We start from the raw sequence: 13758 nt of genomic DNA, 5'->3' as shown, positions 1-13758 counted from the left end.
GTCGCCATGTCACAGCCTCTCCTCGTCGTCCTCGCCGACGACACCGACGCCGAAGACCACTCGGTGCTCTTTCCCCTCCTGCGAGAACGCGGGATCGCGGTTCGGCGCGTGCACCCCCACGAGCTGGTCATCCGCCTCGAAGGCGCACGCGCCCGCCTGACAGTTGGCGGGGAGCAGCTGCGCCCCGACCTGGTCCTCGGCTGGGTGCTAGGTGACCTTCTCCTACCGAGCATGGCCCAACTCGACCTGCTTCAGCGCCTCGGGGTGCGCGTGATCAATGATGCCCTCACCCTGTTCCGGACACAGCACACCTTCCTCGACAGCTCGCAGCTCCTCGCCGCCGGGGTCCTGCGCTATCCCGTCATCACCGGGTGGGACCGCGCCGCGCTGCGTGACTGGGCCGCGGAGATCGACGGCCCCTTGGTGTCCAAGCCATTGTCCGGGTTCGGGGGACGGGGCCTGCGCAAAGTCACGGACGTCGACCAGCTTCCCGACGGCGAGTACTACGTGGTCCCCTACATCGAGAACCCGGGCCGGGACATCCGCGTCTACACCGTCAACCATGCGCCCGTGTTCGCCATGTACCGCTACGCGCCGGAGGGGAAGTGGATCACCAACGTCCGCGCGGGCGGCACCATCGCCCCGTGCCCGCTCACCCCGGAGATCGCCGACCTGGCGGCCCGCGCCTCCCGCGCGGCGGGCACGCTCATCGGCGGGATCGACATCGGGGAGAACACCGCCACCGGTGAGCTCGTGGTCTATGAGGTCAACTCCTGCCCCACCTGCGAGCCACCGGTGCTCCACGCGGTGGCCGATTTCTTGGCCGCCACCATGCGCGGCGACGAGTGGACCCCGGAGCGCGACTACGCCACACTGAAACCGACGTTCCACGCCAGCAAGCAGCACCTCATCCGCTGAGCATCTCCGCCAGGTAACGCTCCGATCGCGCGCGCCCCTCCAGGTCACTCATGCCGCCGGTGATGAGGAGTTCCTGCGTGCCGGCGGCGTCGAGAAGCTGCTGAAATTGCTTATCGACGTCCCCCGGCGTCCCGTATATCGCCAAAGACAGGGTCTGCTCCATGCGGCGCCGTTCTTGGGCGGTAGGTTCCGGCAGTTCGGCGAGGGGGAGCAACGGGCCGAAAGTCCCGGTGCTGCGTGCGCGCGCCTGCGCCCAGGCCTCTGGCAGGAGGAGGTCGCGGGCGGCCTCCCGCGAGGCTGCGACGGCGACGTTGGCGGAGAGGATGACGGCCGGGGCGTCGATACGCCCGGGACGGAAATTCTCCCGGTAGAGCCGCGCGGCGTCGACCTGGTTGGGGCCGCCGAGGATGACGCCGAGGCCGAGTTCGGCCGCCAGCAGTGCGGAGCGGAAGCCCGCGAGCAGCCACACCGGCGCCCCGGCGCTGCGCGGGCGCGCGGTGACGTCCGCCGAAACATCGAGGTAGCCGAGTAGTTCGCGCAGGTCATCCGGGTAGCGGGCCTTAAGCTCGGTGACATCGCCCTGGCGCAGGGCCGCGCGGACGGGGGCGGTGAAACCGAGGGAGGAGCCGATGCCGGCGTCGATACGCTGGGGGTAGAGCGCCTCCAACGTGGCGATCTGCTCGGCGACGATGAGGGGTTGGTGGTCGGGCAGCATGATGCCCGCGGTGCCGATGCGGATGCGTTCCGTGGCCGCGCCGCACGCCACCGCCAGCATGCCCGGCTGCGATCCCGGCAGACCGGGGACCGCGTGGTGTTCGGCGACGAGGAAACGGGTGAAGCCGAGCTCCTCCACCTCGCGCGCGTGATCCACCACCCGCTGCAGGGTCGCGGCATCACTCGCGCCGGCGAGGGCGTTGGCACGGTCGAGGAGGGACAAGCGCATGCCTCCACCATGCCAGCCACGGGCGGGCATAACTTTCCGTATCCTCGGATGCACGACCACTAATGAAAGGAAGGTCACAATGGCCGACATCAACGATCCCCGCACCCTCCACCCCAAGATCGATCCCCCGCTGCAGGAACAGCCCCATCCGGGCCTGGACGCCAAGCTGGAGCCGCAGGCCGACCTCGGTCTCGACAGCTACCAGGGCTCCGGCCGCCTCAAGGGCCGCAAGGCACTGATCACCGGCGGCGATTCCGGTATCGGCGCGGCCGTCGCCATCGCCTATGCACGCGAAGGCGCCGACGTCGCCATCTCCTACCTCCCCGCCGAGCAGGAGGACGCCGACAAGATCATCCAGGCCATCGAGGACGCCGGCCAGAAGGCCCTGGCCCTGCCCGGCGACCTGTGCGAACTCGCCCAGTGCGAGAAGATCGTCGCCGACACCGTCGAAGCCTTCGGCGGTCTGGACATCCTGGTCAACAACGCCTCCCGCCAGATCTGGCACGACGGCATCGAGAACATCCCCGACGAGGATTTCGACGCCACCATGAAGGCCAACATCTACTCCTACTTCCGCGTCACCAAGGCGGCGCTGGCGCACATGAAGGCAGGATCCTCGATCATCTTCACCTCGTCGATCCAGGCCTACAACCCTTCCCCGCACCTGCTCGACTACGCCCTGACCAAGGCGGCGCAGAACAATCTCTCCAAGGGGCTGGCAGAACAGCTGGCACCGGAGGGTATCCGCGTCAACGCCGTCGCGCCGGGCCCGGTGTGGACTCCCCTGCAGCCCTCCCACGGGCAGCCCCCGGAGAAGCTCGAGGGCTTCGGCCAGCATGCACCCGTGGGTCGCGCCGGCCAGCCGGCGGAGCTGGCGGGCGCCTATGTCTTCCTCGCCTCCGATGAGGCGTCTTATGTCATGGGCGAGACGCTCGGTGTGACCGGCGGTACCCCGACCCCGTAGTTACCAGGAGGGCGCGTCGTCGACGTTGCCCTTCTTCCACGTCGACCACGGAATGTTCCAGTCGCCCAGGCCGTCATAACCCGAGAGGGTGCCGCCGACGGTGTTTTTCACCTCGACCGGATCACCGCGCTTAACGGTGTTCATGAACCACTGGGCGGCCTCGTTGGTGACGTTGATGCAGCCGTGGGAGACGTTGCGGCGACCCTGGTCCCCCACGGACCAGGGGGCACCGTGGACATAGATTCCGGACCAGGACATCTGCGTCGCATAGGACACCGGTGTCTTGTATCCGCCCTGGTCATAGGCAAGACCGTAAGTCATCGAGTCCATCACCATCGACGAGTGCTGATCACCCACGATGTACGTTCCGTTCGGCGTTGCCCAACGCTCCGTGTCACGCCCCAGCGACACCGGGATGGTGCGCAGCTTCTCCTCGCCGCGGTAGACGGTCATCGTCTTGGTGGCGTCATCGACGACGGTGCGCACATCATCACCGATGGTGAAGCTCATCTTGTTGTTGTCCGCACCATAGGTACCACCGCCCAGCGCCTGGCCGTAAATATCGGCCTCCACGGTGACCTTGGTGCCCGGCTTCCAGAAATTCTCCGGCCGCCAGCGCAGCTCCGAATTATTCAGCCAGTAGAACGCACCCTCCACCTTCGGCGAGGTGGTGATGGTCACCGCGTCCTGCGCCGCCTGCCGATCACGGATCGCGGTGCCGAAACGAATGGTGATGGTCTGTGCGACGCCGACCTCCGAGCCGTCGAGAGGCGCCAGCGAGACGTTGGACACCATCGCCGGGCTGGGGGTGCTGAACGTCGTGGTCGTCGACTTCCCCGCCTTATCCTCCGCGACGATGGTGTAGGTGCGGTTGTAACCGAGCACCTCATCGCTCGTCCACGACTTCTTATCCGCCGACAGCTTCGACTTGACGAGGTTGCCGTACTGGTTCGTCATGGTCACATCGACCAATTCGGTGCCTGAGGTCACCGTCACCGGCACCGAGGGATCCACCTTCTCAGCGCCGTCCTTGACGGACACCTTGAGCGGGGCGGGAGCCTGCGACGTCGTCGTCTCGGCTGCCGCCTCGCTTTCCGACGCCGTGTCAATCGTGCACGATGCCAGCGTCCCCGACATCACAACCGCCGCCATCATCAACGCCACCAAGCGGCCCCGTCGGGAGAAACTGACCTTCACATCGACCTCATGCGCAATTAATCGCCGGGCGCACGCGGCTACCCCTGAACAACTAGACACCTTACGTCCCGTATCACTCACCGCCCAACCGCAAGTCACCCCCGTTTCATGAACAACACGTAAAGTAGTGCCCTGACCAGGCGATTTTGTAGGTTGCACTATTGCCTGTTATATTTTTCTTCGTTGCCCGGTCAGCCCGGAAGACACCAGCGCCATTAGCTCAATTGGTAGAGCAACTGACTCTTAATCAGTGGGTTCGGGGTTCGAGTCCCTGATGGCGCACCACTAAATAGCACCGTCCGCCCAGCGCAGGCGGTGTTTTTCCTTTGACTCTACAGCAGCTTCACCACGCCGAAGACCGACAGTGCCACGGCGACAATGTAGCCGGCGAGTTTGACCACCGGCTCACGGTTGTCGCGCATCCACTCGAAGGCCCTCCCGAACACGGAGTGCGGGTAGGCGCGGACCAGGCCGACGAAGACCGCCGAGAGGGCGGGCAGGCTCAGCGCCAGGGAGGCGTAGATGACCAGGCCGCCGTAGCGTACCGCCGCGTGGTAGTCCCCCGCGGAGAGGAAGGCCAGGCCGGTGAAGAACGGGATGGATGTCGCCGATTGGGCGAGCCCGAGGATGAAGCCCACCACCACGGTCTTAGAGGACGGTGTCTGCAGGGGTTCGAGGATGCGGCGCACCAAGGGGGAATCGCCCGAGCCATCGCTGCGCCAGGTGGCGAAGAAGGTGAGCACGCCGGTGGCCAGCAAAAGGATGCCGAAGACCGGGGATTCCAGGGCCTGCTGCACGAGGTCGCGGATGCCGTCGAAGATGACCATCGTGATGAAGGACAACAGGAAGACGCCGAACCAGTCACCGGCGATGAGGAGGGTGACGATGCGTCGATAAGAAGCCTTGCGGGGCAACATCACACCGAGCGCCACGATGACGCCGATGAGCAGGGCGTTGAGGGAATCCAACAACCCGAAGGAGACGGCCTGAATCATTCCTCGACACTACCCCGGCGCCAGGTCCACACTGACGCGAGCACTCCGACGATTAACAACGCGGACCACATGATCGGCTCCCAAGGAGAGGGAGTGAGAAAGCCGGAGCCGGGCAACGGCATGTACACGCTCCAGCCGTAGGCGGCGGAGATCGGTGATACCGGGAGGAAGCGATGCAGCAGAAACACTGCCGACAGGCAGGTGAGGGGGAAAGCGACCCAGAAGGAAGGGGAGGTGGGGCGTCGATAAGCGGTGACCGCAACCAGCACAACGATGAGCACGGCGAACAACCCGAGCACAATGAGACCTTCCGCCGCCATCAACGCCACCCCTTACGCCAGGCCCAAAAGGACAAGCCCGCGCCGAGCAGCGCCAGGATCGGCCAGGCGGTGGCGGCGAGGTTCCAGAAGAAGAAGTAGTCATAACCGGGGCCGCCGAAGACGTCGAAGGTCTGCGGCCCGAAGTCAGCCCAGAACATTATCGACGCCCCAATCGCCAACATCGACAGCGGAAACACCACCCAGAACCAGGGGAAACCGCGACCCCCACCGGTGCGCGGCGCCAACGCGAACACGGCCACCACCACGGCGAAGGCCGCGCCGTAAACGATCCAGACCATCAGAAAGCATCCACCGTGTCGGCTGTGGTGCCGTCGGAGAACTCGAGATCGGTGACCACGCCCTCCGGGTCATAGATGGCGCACTCGAAACCACCCTCGCGCAGGCGGCGCAAGCCCTCCTTGACCATCCGGCGGCCCATGCGGTTGAAGGACGTCACACGCGAGACATCGAGGACCAGCTCATCGCCGCCCAGGTTGTGGGTCGTCAACTGGTGGAGGATGTTCTCCGCGGCGGTGAAGTTGATGGTGCCCTGCAGGCGGATGATCGTGGTGTCGCCGTCGCGGGTGATCGAGCGCACGCCCGGCACGGAATGCTGGTCGGAGGACATCAGGTGCAGGCCCATGTCGCGGGAGAGGTGCTCGAAGATCTTCACGCCGCGCACCGAGTTGCCCTGCGAATCCAGGCGCGGGGAGAACGTGGCGATGCCCAACTGCCCGGGCAGGGTACCGATGAGCCCGCCGGCCACACCCGATTTGGCGGGAATGCCCACCCCAGCCATCCAGCGGCCGGCCCCGTCGTACATGCCGGCGGAGCTCATCACCGCCAGCGTCAGACGGCAGGCCTCCTTGCTCAGGATCCGCTCCCCCGTTACCGGCTGCGTACCGCCATTGGCCAAGGTGGCGGACATGACCGACAAGTCGCGGGTAGTGACCAGGATGGAGCACTGGTGGGTGTAGGACAGGACGGCGTCGTGGGCATCGTCTTTGATGATGTCGTAGCTGCGCAGCATGTGCGCGATCGAGAGGTTACGGTCCGCGCCCTCGAGCTCGGAGGCGGACAACTCGGCGTCGATAGTCAGCTTCCGGCCGGCCAGCCGGGAAAAGAGATCCCGGATCTTCTCCACCCGATCCTCCACGGAGGAATCCTCCCCGTTGATCAGCTGATTGACAGCGATGGCGCCGGCATTGATCATCGGGTTAACCGGACGCTTGTCATTGTCATCGAGGGAAAGCTCGTTGAAAGCCTCGCCGGAGGGCTCCAGACCGACAACATCGAGCACCTTCTCCGGGCCCAGTTCCTGCAGCGCCAGGGCGAACACGAAGGGCTTGGAGATCGACTGGATGGTGAACTCCACCTCCGCATCCGGGCCGGCAACATAGATATGGCCCGAGGCGGTGCACAGGGCGATGGCCAGGCGATCCGGGTCGGCATCAGCGAGCTCCGGAATATAGTCGGCGACCTCGCCGCCATCATCGTCGCGGACGTGGTCGAGGATTTCGTTCAGGTAATCCGGGATCGGCATCTGCATGGAGTCGAGCCTACCGACGATAGGATGCGGGGCATGACAGGTCCACACATCATTGTCATGGGGACATCCGGCACCGGCAAAAGCACTGTCGGCAAGCTGCTTGCCGACGCCCTCGATCTCCCCTGGCTCGACGGCGATGACCTGCATCCCCCGCCCAACATCGCCAAGATGACTGTCGGCGAACCCCTCACCGATGAAGATCGCAGGCCATGGCTCCAGGCCGTCGGCCGCTGGCTCGCGCAACGCCCCGCAGGCGGGGTCATCGCCTGCTCCGCTTTGAAACGCCCCTACCGTGACCTGCTGCGCACTGCTGTGCCGGGAGTCCGGTTCGTTCACCTCCAAGGGGAGCAGGCGGTGTTGGCCGAAAGGATGGGGAAACGCCGCGGGCACTTCATGCCCGCCAGCTTGCTCGACTCCCAGTTGGCGGTGTTGGAGCCCTTGGGCGCGGACGAGGCGGGGTGCGAATTCGATGTGGCCCACTCCCCCTCCGTGTTGGTGGCGCAGATCGGGAACTGGCTGGACGCCTAGAGTGGGGGCATGAAAACCGCACTAGTCATCGTTGACGTCCAGAACGACTTCTGCCCCGGTGGGTCGCTCGCTACCGAACGTGGTGCGGAGGTCGCCGCCGCGATCGGTGAGTACCAGGATTCCCACGGTTCCCGCTACGACCATGTGGTGGCCACCCAGGACTGGCATATCGACCCCGGATCGCATTTCTCCGACAACCCCGACTTCGTGGACTCCTGGCCGGTGCACTGCGTCGCCGACTCCAAGGGGGCCGAACTGCACCCCGCGGTGGGCACGGAGCCTATCGAGGCGTACTTCCGCAAGGGCGAGTACACCGCCGCATACTCGGGTTTCGAGGGCGCGGCCGACGGTGTCGGGATGGCGGAGTGGTTGCGGGAACGGGGCGTCGAGAAGCTGGACGTGGTGGGGATCGCCACCGACCATTGCGTGCGAGCGACCACCCTGGATGCGCTGCGCGAGGGTTTCGAGGTGCGCGTGCTCACCGACCTATGCGCCCCCGTCGACGAGGAACGCGGCGAGGCCGCCTTGCAGGAACTCGTCTCCGCCGGCGCGCAGTTAAGCTGATGCCATGAACCGCCTGATCATCATGCGCCACGCGAAGTCCTCGTGGAAGGAACCGCTGCCCGACCACCAGCGCCCGCTGAACAAGCGCGGCCGCCGGGACGCGAAGGCCGCCGGCGAGTGGCTGGCTGAGGAAGTCGGACAGATTGACCGGGTGCTCAGTTCCACCTCGACGCGCACGCGCCTGACGTGGGAGCGCACCGGCCTGTCGGCCGGGCAGGTGAGTTTCCACGATGGTCTCTACGGTGGCAGCACCGAGGACATGTTGCGTTTGCTGCGCCCCCTGCCGGATTCCGTGGGCACGGCGCTGGTGTTGGCGCATTGGCCCGGCGTGGAGGAGGCGGTGCGGGAGTTGGCTGTGCGTGACGACAACCCCGGGTGGGAGGGCATCGACACCAAATTCCCCACCAGCGCCATCGCGTTGCTGTCCGCGCCGTCCTGGAGTGAGCTGGCACCGGATTCCTGCCGCCTGCTCTCCTACGTGGTTCCGCGGGGTTAAGCAACTGGTCGGGTGACCGGAATACGGTTTTCTGTGGATAAGTGGGAATTGTCCACAGGCTGGGGTGGTTGCTTATCGACGCCGCGTAGATTCCGGTTTATCGTCCGGGGCATGAAGATCATTGACGCGCTGCAGGCCCTGCGGGCCATGGAAGTACTGGGGGAACTGGCCTCCGGTGACCTCACGCGCGCCGTGCTGGATAAGTGGGGTTTCCGCGACGCCAAGTTGTGGGAGAAGCTCGCCGCCAAATACTACGGGCCGACCCGCTACCGGAAACTGCAGGCCGCGGCGCGGGAAGCGGCGGCACCGTTGTCGATGGATGCAGTGGTGGTGATCGAGAAGCACCTGCGCAACCTGCTCAAGGGTGCGGATGTCACGGTGGAAGAGCTACGGGTGGAGTTGTGTTCCTTGCGGGGGTCGGTCGCCGAGATAGACCGCGCGGCCGCGGCCCGCGTCTTGGAACACAACCGCACGGTCAAGGACGCGGCCAACAAAGCCCACGGACGCCGGGCCCTACGAGGTGGCAAGAACACCGACGCATTGGGCATGCGCACCCTGACACTGACCCTGCCTGAGCGACAGATCGCCCACATCGTCGCCACGCTCCAGCCGACCGCGGACTCCTACCGCGCCGCGGACCCACGCCTGGGTTGGGAACCGGCGATGGCGGACGCCGCATATGCGCACCTGACATCCGGGGTGCCCGGCAGCCGTCCGGCAGATATCCCCCACGTGGTGATCTCCCTGCCGGATTACGCCAAGGTGCTACGCCATGAGGGCGACGAAACGATCTTCGCCCTCACCGACGGCACCACCATCACCGGCAAACAGTTGGTGGAACAGGAAATGGCCACCCACGGGCTGGTCGGCATCTACGACCCGGTCGAAGGTGGGGTCAACCTCTACCGCGATCAACGCCACGCGAACTGGAAACAACGCATGCTGGCGGCCGCGGAGACCATCCTGTGCCCCTTCCCGGAGTGCACCACCGCGGCGTCCATGTGCCAAGTACACCACCTGCAGGCATGGAAACAGGGCGGAGAAACAAACCTGCTGAATCTCAGCATCGCCTGCCCGGTGCACAACGCCCGCAACGACGACGACCCCAACGCCCCACCACGCAACGGCCGCCTGGAACGAGAACCCGGCGGAGTCGTCCACTACCCACCGGACGGCGGGCCACCACGACGCAACACCCACCCCATCCGGGAGCTGTCAGCGATGGCGCTGATCAGCTAGGGGTTCGGCACGCCACCGTAGAGCTGCTCCATCTCGCGCATCTCCGCGGTCTGCACCTCAATCATCTCCGTTGCCATATCGCGCAGCGGAGCATATCCGCCGTTGTCCACCTGATCCTGGGTCATGGCGATGACCTCCGCGTGATGGAAGTGCATGAGTTCCAGGAAACGGGTCCGCAGCTCCTCGCCCTCCAATTGGGTGAAGGATTCATAGACCCCGGGCGAGACCATGCCATTGGCTATGTGGCGCGAATGCAGCTCCATGTCCTCCTCGATGCCCCATTCCTTCGCCCACTCGTTCATCTGGGCGTTCTCGCGCTCCTGCCCCTCGCGGATTCGCTCCGCCAAGTCGCGGAGCGCCGCGTCATCGACGTCGGAGTCGAGCAGCACCTCGGCCATGTCGATGGCCTGCTGATGGTGCGGCACCATCATGCCGAGGAAGTGGACATCGGTGTCGTTGGCCTCGGCGGGCATGGCATCGGTGCGTTCGGACACCATCTGCTCCGAAGACACCGGCGACTGCGCCGGAGAGCAACCAACCAAGAACAGCAAGGCCGCGAGAACGGCGAACGGGGCGCGCATGGAGAGAGATCCTAGCGGCGCCCCGTCGATAAGCGGAAGGCTTTTATACGCGTGCGGCGAGCAGGCGCTGAATCTCCTTGAGATCCTTGTTGCGCTTGCGGTTACGCAGCACCACGACAGTCACCAGGCCGAGCACGGCGACGCCAACACCGGCGAGGATCTTCTGCACCTGCGGGTCCTGCAGCTTGTTCTGGGCCTCAACCTTGGCGTCGGCGGCCAGGTTCGACGGCTTGGTGCGGGTGGCCAGCTCGTCGAGGGTGCTGGCCAGCTGGCGACGGGTGCGCTCGATGTCTCGCTGGATATCGTTGATGTCTCGTGCCACGTGGAACTCCCGGTTAGTTGATGGTCATCTGTTCTACTTCTAAGTAGTGTAACGCGATCTGTTGACGGAGGGCGGTATGGTGTAGGACATGACTGTTTCCTCACGTCTTGCCGAAGGCGATACCGCCCCCGATTTTACCCTGCCCGACGACACCGGCCAGGAAGTATCGCTCCAGGATTTCGCCGGCCAGCGTGTACTCATCTACTTCTACCCGCGCGCCAACACCCCGGGCTGCACCACCCAGGCCTGCGACTTCCGCGACTCCATCGAGGAACTCAACAACCTCGACGTGACCGTGATCGGCATCTCCCCCGATAAGCCGGAGAAGCTGGCGAAGTTTCGGGAGGATCATGGGTTGAACTTTGTGTTGCTCTCGGACGTCGATAAGCAGGTCATGGAGCGGTGGGGGGCGTTCGGCGAGAAGAAGAACTACGGCAAAATCGTCCAGGGCGTGATCCGGTCGACCTTCCTCGTCGATCCGGACGGCACCATCGGGCTGGCCCGCTACAACGTGCGCGCGTCCGGACACGTCGCCCGCATCCTGCGCGAGGTCCCCGCCAACTAATGGAGGACGTGGAAGACGGCATCCTCGTCCCCCGCCGACGACCCGCCCAGGCCCGCAGCCGCGAGAGGTTCAACCGGATCCTCACGGCCGCTCGTAGCGTGCTTGTCGACGTCGGCTTCGAGTCCTTCACCTTCGACGAAGTCGCCCGGCGTGCGGAGGTGCCGATTGGCACCCTGTACCAGTTCTTTGCCAACAAGTACGTCCTCATCTGCGAACTCGACCGCGTCGACACCGCCGAGAACGTCGCCGAGTTGATGAAGTTCTCGGGCCAGGTGCCGGCCCCGCAGTGGCCCGATATCCTCGATGACTTCATCGACCACCTCGCGCGCCTATGGCGCGATGATCCTTCCCGGCGCGCGGTATGGCACGCCGTCCAGTCGACACCCTCGACGCGCGCGACGGCGGCTGCCACCGAGAAGCAGATGCTGGACATCATTTCCCAGGTGGTGGCCCCACTGGCCCCCGATGCTTCCCACGAGGAGCGCTACCAATTGGCGGGCCTGTTGGTGCATACGGTGTCGTCGCTGCTGAATTTTGCTATCCGTGATGCGGAGCATGAGGCGCATTTTGAGGTGATCGTCAACGAGATCAAGCGGATGCTCGTTGCGTACCTGTTTGCTGTCGCCACCGGCTAAGCCAAAGAAAGTACTTGCCAAAGTGGAAAGTACTTTCCTAGACTTAGTCTCATGGACACTCCCAACGCACACGACGCCCGCGAACTCCTCGATCGCGCTGAGTCCACCTCCCGCCAAGCCGCCGGCTTCGCCCTCGCCTGGCTGTGCTACCTCGCCCTGTGCGCGGGCGGCGCCATCACCGCCGTCGGCCTGGCCTACGCCAACGTCACCAGCACCCCCACCCTTCCTGCCTGGCTGGCCGGTGGGCTCTGGATCCTCGTCGGCGTCGTCTTCACCGCCGGCGCCACCGCCACCTCCCCGCCCACGCGCCGCGGATTCGGTTCCCGCTGGTTCATCATGATGGTCGTCTGGGTCATCCTGTGGGCAGCCACCACCATCCTCAACAGCCACTTCACCCTCGGCCACGGCACCGCCGTGGCCGCCGCCTTCCTTGCCGCCGCCGTCATCGGCCTGGTGTGGGAGGTCACCGCCCTGAAGAAGGGCGTGAAGTAGCCGTGGGCGACCATCCCCGCACACAGCTCAATCCGACATTCACCAACCCGCTACGTTTCTCACTCATGGCCACTCTCGCCGGGGTCTCGGAGATCACGTTCAAGGACGCGAAAGACTACTTGCAGACCACAGACCCAACCTTGTCGAAGCACTCTTCCGCGCTGGAGGAATTGGGATTGGTGAAAGTGAAGAAGTCGTTCGTGGGCAAGCGCCCGCAAACCAGGCTGTCACTGACGAAGGAGGGTGAAGCTGCCTGGCGTGAGCACCTCGCCGCACTGCGGGCGATCACCGAAATCCCGTGACGCCGAACACATGACGCGAGTAGAATAGCCCCCATGACTACCGATCCGAAGAACCCCGCCCCCATCGCCGACTCCGAGGCCCCGCCGCAGCACCCCGAGGACGACCACAAGGTCGCCGAGAACCCGCCGGCTAACGAGCAGGACGAGGACAACGACGAATAGCCATGATCCCCCGCCGCCTGCTGGTGATCGCCTGCACGGCCGTCACCTTAAGCGCATGCGCCACTGCGGAGCCCGCGCCGGAGCCGCCCGTCACCGTGACGGAGGCGGCACCGACGACGGAGATCGTCGTCACTGATTCCGTGCCCGTCGCGCCCGACGGGTTGGTGGACGTCACCGAGCTGACATTGATCGGCAACGGTGACGCCATTTTCCTCACCCCCGATTCCCAGGGCATCTGCTGGTTGTACGGGCCCGAGAAGGATGGGCTGGGACTGTGCACGGTGTCGCTGGCGGATCCGCCGATTATCGATACGGTCGCCGGCCCCACTGCGGAAGCCAATGCCATCGCCTTCGACGAGGGCGGCATCTTCTGGGCGCATAATTTCGCCACCGGCCATGCGCCGCCGAATTCCTATGTCCTCCAAGAGGGCGAGTTCGTTGAGTTCCGTGACGTGCGCTGCGAAGCGCTCAGCGCCAACGAGCTGGAGTGCACGCATGCGGGCGACACAGTCACCTACGTGGAAGGGACTGTCACGCCGGAACCGCGACGTCGATAAGGCAGGTGGCGATGGCGTAGTCACCGTCGTGGCTGATTGACAGGCTGGTGGTGATCTCCCCCAGGCTGTCCGCCACGGCGCGTGCCACCTCGCCCCGCTTCTCGACGCCCACCCGCCCCCACCTATCAGGCTGAATTTCGATTTCCCGGAAGTCGACGAGGTCAGGGCTGATCACGGGTGGTCGCCCGTAAATCGCCTGCGACCAGGCCTTGATGAACGCCTCCTTCGCCGCCCACCGCCCTGCCAGGTGCAGGGCGCGGTCGGGCTTTTGCCCCGCCACGCGCAGCTCCAGGACGGTGAACACGTCCTCGAAGCGCGAGCCGGGCCGCTCCAGTTGCTCGCGGAAACCCGGGACGTGAACGATGTCGACACCGATGTGATGCATGCGCTCCATTGTGCCCGAGCAGGCGAAAGGCCCGCATCCTCTAA

At 65.2% G+C, this 13758-nt stretch carries 21 protein-coding genes and 1 tRNA gene; 13 read left to right on the top strand and 9 right to left on the bottom strand.

Translation table 11 applies throughout. The features are described 5' to 3' along the window. Positions 1–6 precede the first annotated feature (6 nt). A complete protein-coding gene (locus tag Q4G50_RS03485; RefSeq protein ID WP_303376253.1) occupies positions 7–918 on the top strand; it encodes a RimK family alpha-L-glutamate ligase in 912 nt (303 codons plus the stop codon). On the opposite strand, the gene Q4G50_RS03480 is transcribed toward Q4G50_RS03485, so the two are convergent. Then, positions 908–1861: an MsnO8 family LLM class oxidoreductase gene (locus tag Q4G50_RS03480; protein ID WP_303376252.1), complete on the bottom strand. Its 954-nt coding sequence runs from the start codon at positions 1859–1861 to the stop codon at positions 908–910. The two genes, Q4G50_RS03485 and Q4G50_RS03480, sit on opposite strands and share 11 nt — an antisense overlap. A gap of 79 nt (positions 1862–1940) precedes the next feature. On the opposite strand from Q4G50_RS03480, the gene Q4G50_RS03475 reads away from it, so the two are divergent. Beyond that, a complete protein-coding gene (locus tag Q4G50_RS03475; protein ID WP_303376251.1) occupies positions 1941–2825 on the top strand; it encodes an SDR family oxidoreductase in 885 nt (294 codons plus the stop codon). Here Q4G50_RS03475 and Q4G50_RS03470 read toward each other — a convergent pair whose 3' ends face one another. Beyond that, positions 2826–3980 carry an Ig-like domain-containing protein gene (locus tag Q4G50_RS03470; RefSeq protein WP_303376292.1) on the bottom strand — a complete coding sequence of 385 codons (1155 nt, stop codon included), beginning with the start codon at positions 3978–3980 and terminating at the stop codon, positions 2826–2828. A 251-nt stretch (positions 3981–4231) separates the two neighbouring features. Between Q4G50_RS03470 and Q4G50_RS03465 the strand changes: the two genes are divergently transcribed. Then, positions 4232–4307, top strand: a tRNA-Lys gene (locus tag Q4G50_RS03465). Positions 4308–4354: 47 nt separating this feature from the next. Here the strand turns inward: Q4G50_RS03465 and Q4G50_RS03460 are convergent. The 4 genes from Q4G50_RS03460 to Q4G50_RS03445 are packed head-to-tail and all read right to left on the bottom strand — an operon-like array spanning position 4355 to position 6886. After that, a complete protein-coding gene (locus Q4G50_RS03460; protein WP_303376250.1) occupies positions 4355–5017 on the bottom strand; it encodes a hypothetical protein in 663 nt (220 codons plus the stop codon). Continuing rightward, the gene (locus tag Q4G50_RS03455) at positions 5014–5337 is read right to left on the bottom strand and encodes a hypothetical protein (protein ID WP_303376249.1); all 324 of its coding nucleotides are present in this window, start codon (positions 5335–5337) and stop codon (positions 5014–5016) included. The genes Q4G50_RS03460 and Q4G50_RS03455 overlap by 4 nt, the downstream gene beginning before the upstream one ends. Continuing rightward, positions 5337–5636, bottom strand: a complete 300-nt coding sequence (locus Q4G50_RS03450) for a hypothetical protein (protein ID WP_303376248.1) — start codon at positions 5634–5636, stop codon at positions 5337–5339. The genes Q4G50_RS03455 and Q4G50_RS03450 overlap by 1 nt, the downstream gene beginning before the upstream one ends. Beyond that, complete coding sequence (locus Q4G50_RS03445; protein WP_303376247.1) at positions 5636–6886, bottom strand: glutaminase; 1251 nt, start codon at positions 6884–6886, stop codon at positions 5636–5638. The genes Q4G50_RS03450 and Q4G50_RS03445 overlap by 1 nt, the downstream gene beginning before the upstream one ends. Positions 6887–6919: 33 nt before the next feature. On the opposite strand from Q4G50_RS03445, the gene Q4G50_RS03440 reads away from it, so the two are divergent. From Q4G50_RS03440 to Q4G50_RS03425, 4 genes are all read left to right on the top strand, one after another. Then, positions 6920–7414, top strand: coding sequence for a gluconokinase (locus Q4G50_RS03440; RefSeq protein WP_303376246.1), 495 nt, complete (start codon positions 6920–6922; stop codon positions 7412–7414). A 9-nt stretch (positions 7415–7423) separates the two neighbouring features. Then, positions 7424–7978 carry a nicotinamidase gene (locus Q4G50_RS03435; RefSeq protein WP_303376245.1) on the top strand — a complete coding sequence of 185 codons (555 nt, stop codon included), beginning with the start codon at positions 7424–7426 and terminating at the stop codon, positions 7976–7978. 4 nt (positions 7979–7982) lie between these two features. Beyond that, a complete protein-coding gene (locus tag Q4G50_RS03430; RefSeq protein WP_303376244.1) occupies positions 7983–8474 on the top strand; it encodes a histidine phosphatase family protein in 492 nt (163 codons plus the stop codon). Between the two features lie 111 nt (positions 8475–8585). Beyond that, on the top strand, positions 8586–9713 hold the full coding sequence (locus tag Q4G50_RS03425) for an HNH endonuclease signature motif containing protein (protein WP_303376243.1): 1128 nt from the start codon (positions 8586–8588) through the stop codon (positions 9711–9713). Here the strand turns inward: Q4G50_RS03425 and Q4G50_RS03420 are convergent. Then, entirely contained in the window at positions 9710–10294 is a 585-nt protein-coding gene (locus tag Q4G50_RS03420; protein ID WP_303376242.1) for a DUF305 domain-containing protein, read from the bottom strand. The two genes, Q4G50_RS03425 and Q4G50_RS03420, sit on opposite strands and share 4 nt — an antisense overlap. Before the next feature lie 43 nt (positions 10295–10337). After that, positions 10338–10616, bottom strand: a complete 279-nt coding sequence (locus Q4G50_RS03415) for a DUF3618 domain-containing protein (RefSeq protein WP_303376241.1) — start codon at positions 10614–10616, stop codon at positions 10338–10340. Positions 10617–10704: 88 nt separating this feature from the next. Here Q4G50_RS03415 and bcp point away from each other — a divergent pair, with 88 nt between their 5' ends. The 6 genes from bcp to Q4G50_RS03385 are packed head-to-tail and all read left to right on the top strand — an operon-like array spanning position 10705 to position 13329. Next, complete coding sequence (bcp, locus tag Q4G50_RS03410) at positions 10705–11181, top strand: thioredoxin-dependent thiol peroxidase (protein ID WP_303376240.1); 477 nt, start codon at positions 10705–10707, stop codon at positions 11179–11181. Beyond that, entirely contained in the window at positions 11181–11816 is a 636-nt protein-coding gene (locus Q4G50_RS03405; RefSeq protein ID WP_303376239.1) for a TetR/AcrR family transcriptional regulator, read from the top strand. The genes bcp and Q4G50_RS03405 overlap by 1 nt, the downstream gene beginning before the upstream one ends. Before the next feature lie 51 nt (positions 11817–11867). After that, the gene (locus Q4G50_RS03400; RefSeq protein ID WP_303376238.1) at positions 11868–12308 is read left to right on the top strand and encodes a hypothetical protein; all 441 of its coding nucleotides are present in this window, start codon (positions 11868–11870) and stop codon (positions 12306–12308) included. After that, positions 12272–12610, top strand: a complete 339-nt coding sequence (locus Q4G50_RS03395) for a winged helix-turn-helix domain-containing protein (protein ID WP_368660623.1) — start codon at positions 12272–12274, stop codon at positions 12608–12610. The genes Q4G50_RS03400 and Q4G50_RS03395 overlap by 37 nt, the downstream gene beginning before the upstream one ends. Before the next feature lie 33 nt (positions 12611–12643). Continuing rightward, positions 12644–12772: a hypothetical protein gene (locus tag Q4G50_RS03390; RefSeq protein ID WP_303376236.1), complete on the top strand. Its 129-nt coding sequence runs from the start codon at positions 12644–12646 to the stop codon at positions 12770–12772. 2 nt (positions 12773–12774) lie between these two features. Continuing rightward, positions 12775–13329 carry a hypothetical protein gene (locus Q4G50_RS03385; RefSeq protein ID WP_303376235.1) on the top strand — a complete coding sequence of 185 codons (555 nt, stop codon included), beginning with the start codon at positions 12775–12777 and terminating at the stop codon, positions 13327–13329. Here the strand turns inward: Q4G50_RS03385 and Q4G50_RS03380 are convergent. Next, a complete protein-coding gene (locus tag Q4G50_RS03380) occupies positions 13304–13723 on the bottom strand; it encodes a holo-ACP synthase (protein ID WP_303376234.1) in 420 nt (139 codons plus the stop codon). The genes Q4G50_RS03385 and Q4G50_RS03380 overlap by 26 nt on opposite strands. Positions 13724–13758: the final 35 nt, after the last annotated feature.

This window comes from Corynebacterium sp. (genome assembly GCF_030538285.1).
Lineage (GTDB): Bacteria > Actinomycetota > Actinomycetes > Mycobacteriales > Mycobacteriaceae > Corynebacterium.
The sequence above is the reverse complement of the archived record's forward strand: the minus strand, read 5'-3'. Positions and strand labels throughout refer to the sequence as shown.

What these genes read in the sequence shown, in the direction of transcription:
- Q4G50_RS03425 (WP_303376243.1), top strand. Translation starts at nt 8,586, where the DNA reads ATGAAGATCATTGACGCGCTGCAGGCCCTGCGGGCCATGGAAGTACTG.
- Q4G50_RS03470 (WP_303376292.1), bottom strand. Translation starts at nt 3,980, where the DNA reads ATGATGGCGGCGGTTGTGATGTCGGGGACGCTGGCATCGTGCACGATT.
- Q4G50_RS03430 (WP_303376244.1), top strand. Translation starts at nt 7,983, where the DNA reads ATGAACCGCCTGATCATCATGCGCCACGCGAAGTCCTCGTGGAAGGAA.
- Q4G50_RS03420 (WP_303376242.1), bottom strand. Translation starts at nt 10,294, where the DNA reads ATGCGCGCCCCGTTCGCCGTTCTCGCGGCCTTGCTGTTCTTGGTTGGT.
- Q4G50_RS03460 (WP_303376250.1), bottom strand. Translation starts at nt 5,017, where the DNA reads ATGATTCAGGCCGTCTCCTTCGGGTTGTTGGATTCCCTCAACGCCCTG.
- Q4G50_RS03435 (WP_303376245.1), top strand. Translation starts at nt 7,424, where the DNA reads ATGAAAACCGCACTAGTCATCGTTGACGTCCAGAACGACTTCTGCCCC.
- Q4G50_RS03380 (WP_303376234.1), bottom strand. Translation starts at nt 13,723, where the DNA reads ATGGAGCGCATGCATCACATCGGTGTCGACATCGTTCACGTCCCGGGT.
- Q4G50_RS03455 (WP_303376249.1), bottom strand. Translation starts at nt 5,337, where the DNA reads ATGGCGGCGGAAGGTCTCATTGTGCTCGGGTTGTTCGCCGTGCTCATC.
- Q4G50_RS03385 (WP_303376235.1), top strand. Translation starts at nt 12,775, where the DNA reads ATGATCCCCCGCCGCCTGCTGGTGATCGCCTGCACGGCCGTCACCTTA.
- Q4G50_RS03445 (WP_303376247.1), bottom strand. Translation starts at nt 6,886, where the DNA reads ATGCAGATGCCGATCCCGGATTACCTGAACGAAATCCTCGACCACGTC.
- bcp (WP_303376240.1), top strand. Translation starts at nt 10,705, where the DNA reads ATGACTGTTTCCTCACGTCTTGCCGAAGGCGATACCGCCCCCGATTTT.
- Q4G50_RS03480 (WP_303376252.1), bottom strand. Translation starts at nt 1,861, where the DNA reads ATGCGCTTGTCCCTCCTCGACCGTGCCAACGCCCTCGCCGGCGCGAGT.
- Q4G50_RS03475 (WP_303376251.1), top strand. Translation starts at nt 1,941, where the DNA reads ATGGCCGACATCAACGATCCCCGCACCCTCCACCCCAAGATCGATCCC.
- Q4G50_RS03440 (WP_303376246.1), top strand. Translation starts at nt 6,920, where the DNA reads ATGACAGGTCCACACATCATTGTCATGGGGACATCCGGCACCGGCAAA.
- Q4G50_RS03485 (WP_303376253.1), top strand. Translation starts at nt 7, where the DNA reads ATGTCACAGCCTCTCCTCGTCGTCCTCGCCGACGACACCGACGCCGAA.
- Q4G50_RS03405 (WP_303376239.1), top strand. Translation starts at nt 11,181, where the DNA reads ATGGAGGACGTGGAAGACGGCATCCTCGTCCCCCGCCGACGACCCGCC.
- Q4G50_RS03390 (WP_303376236.1), top strand. Translation starts at nt 12,644, where the DNA reads ATGACTACCGATCCGAAGAACCCCGCCCCCATCGCCGACTCCGAGGCC.
- Q4G50_RS03400 (WP_303376238.1), top strand. Translation starts at nt 11,868, where the DNA reads ATGGACACTCCCAACGCACACGACGCCCGCGAACTCCTCGATCGCGCT.
- Q4G50_RS03450 (WP_303376248.1), bottom strand. Translation starts at nt 5,636, where the DNA reads ATGGTCTGGATCGTTTACGGCGCGGCCTTCGCCGTGGTGGTGGCCGTG.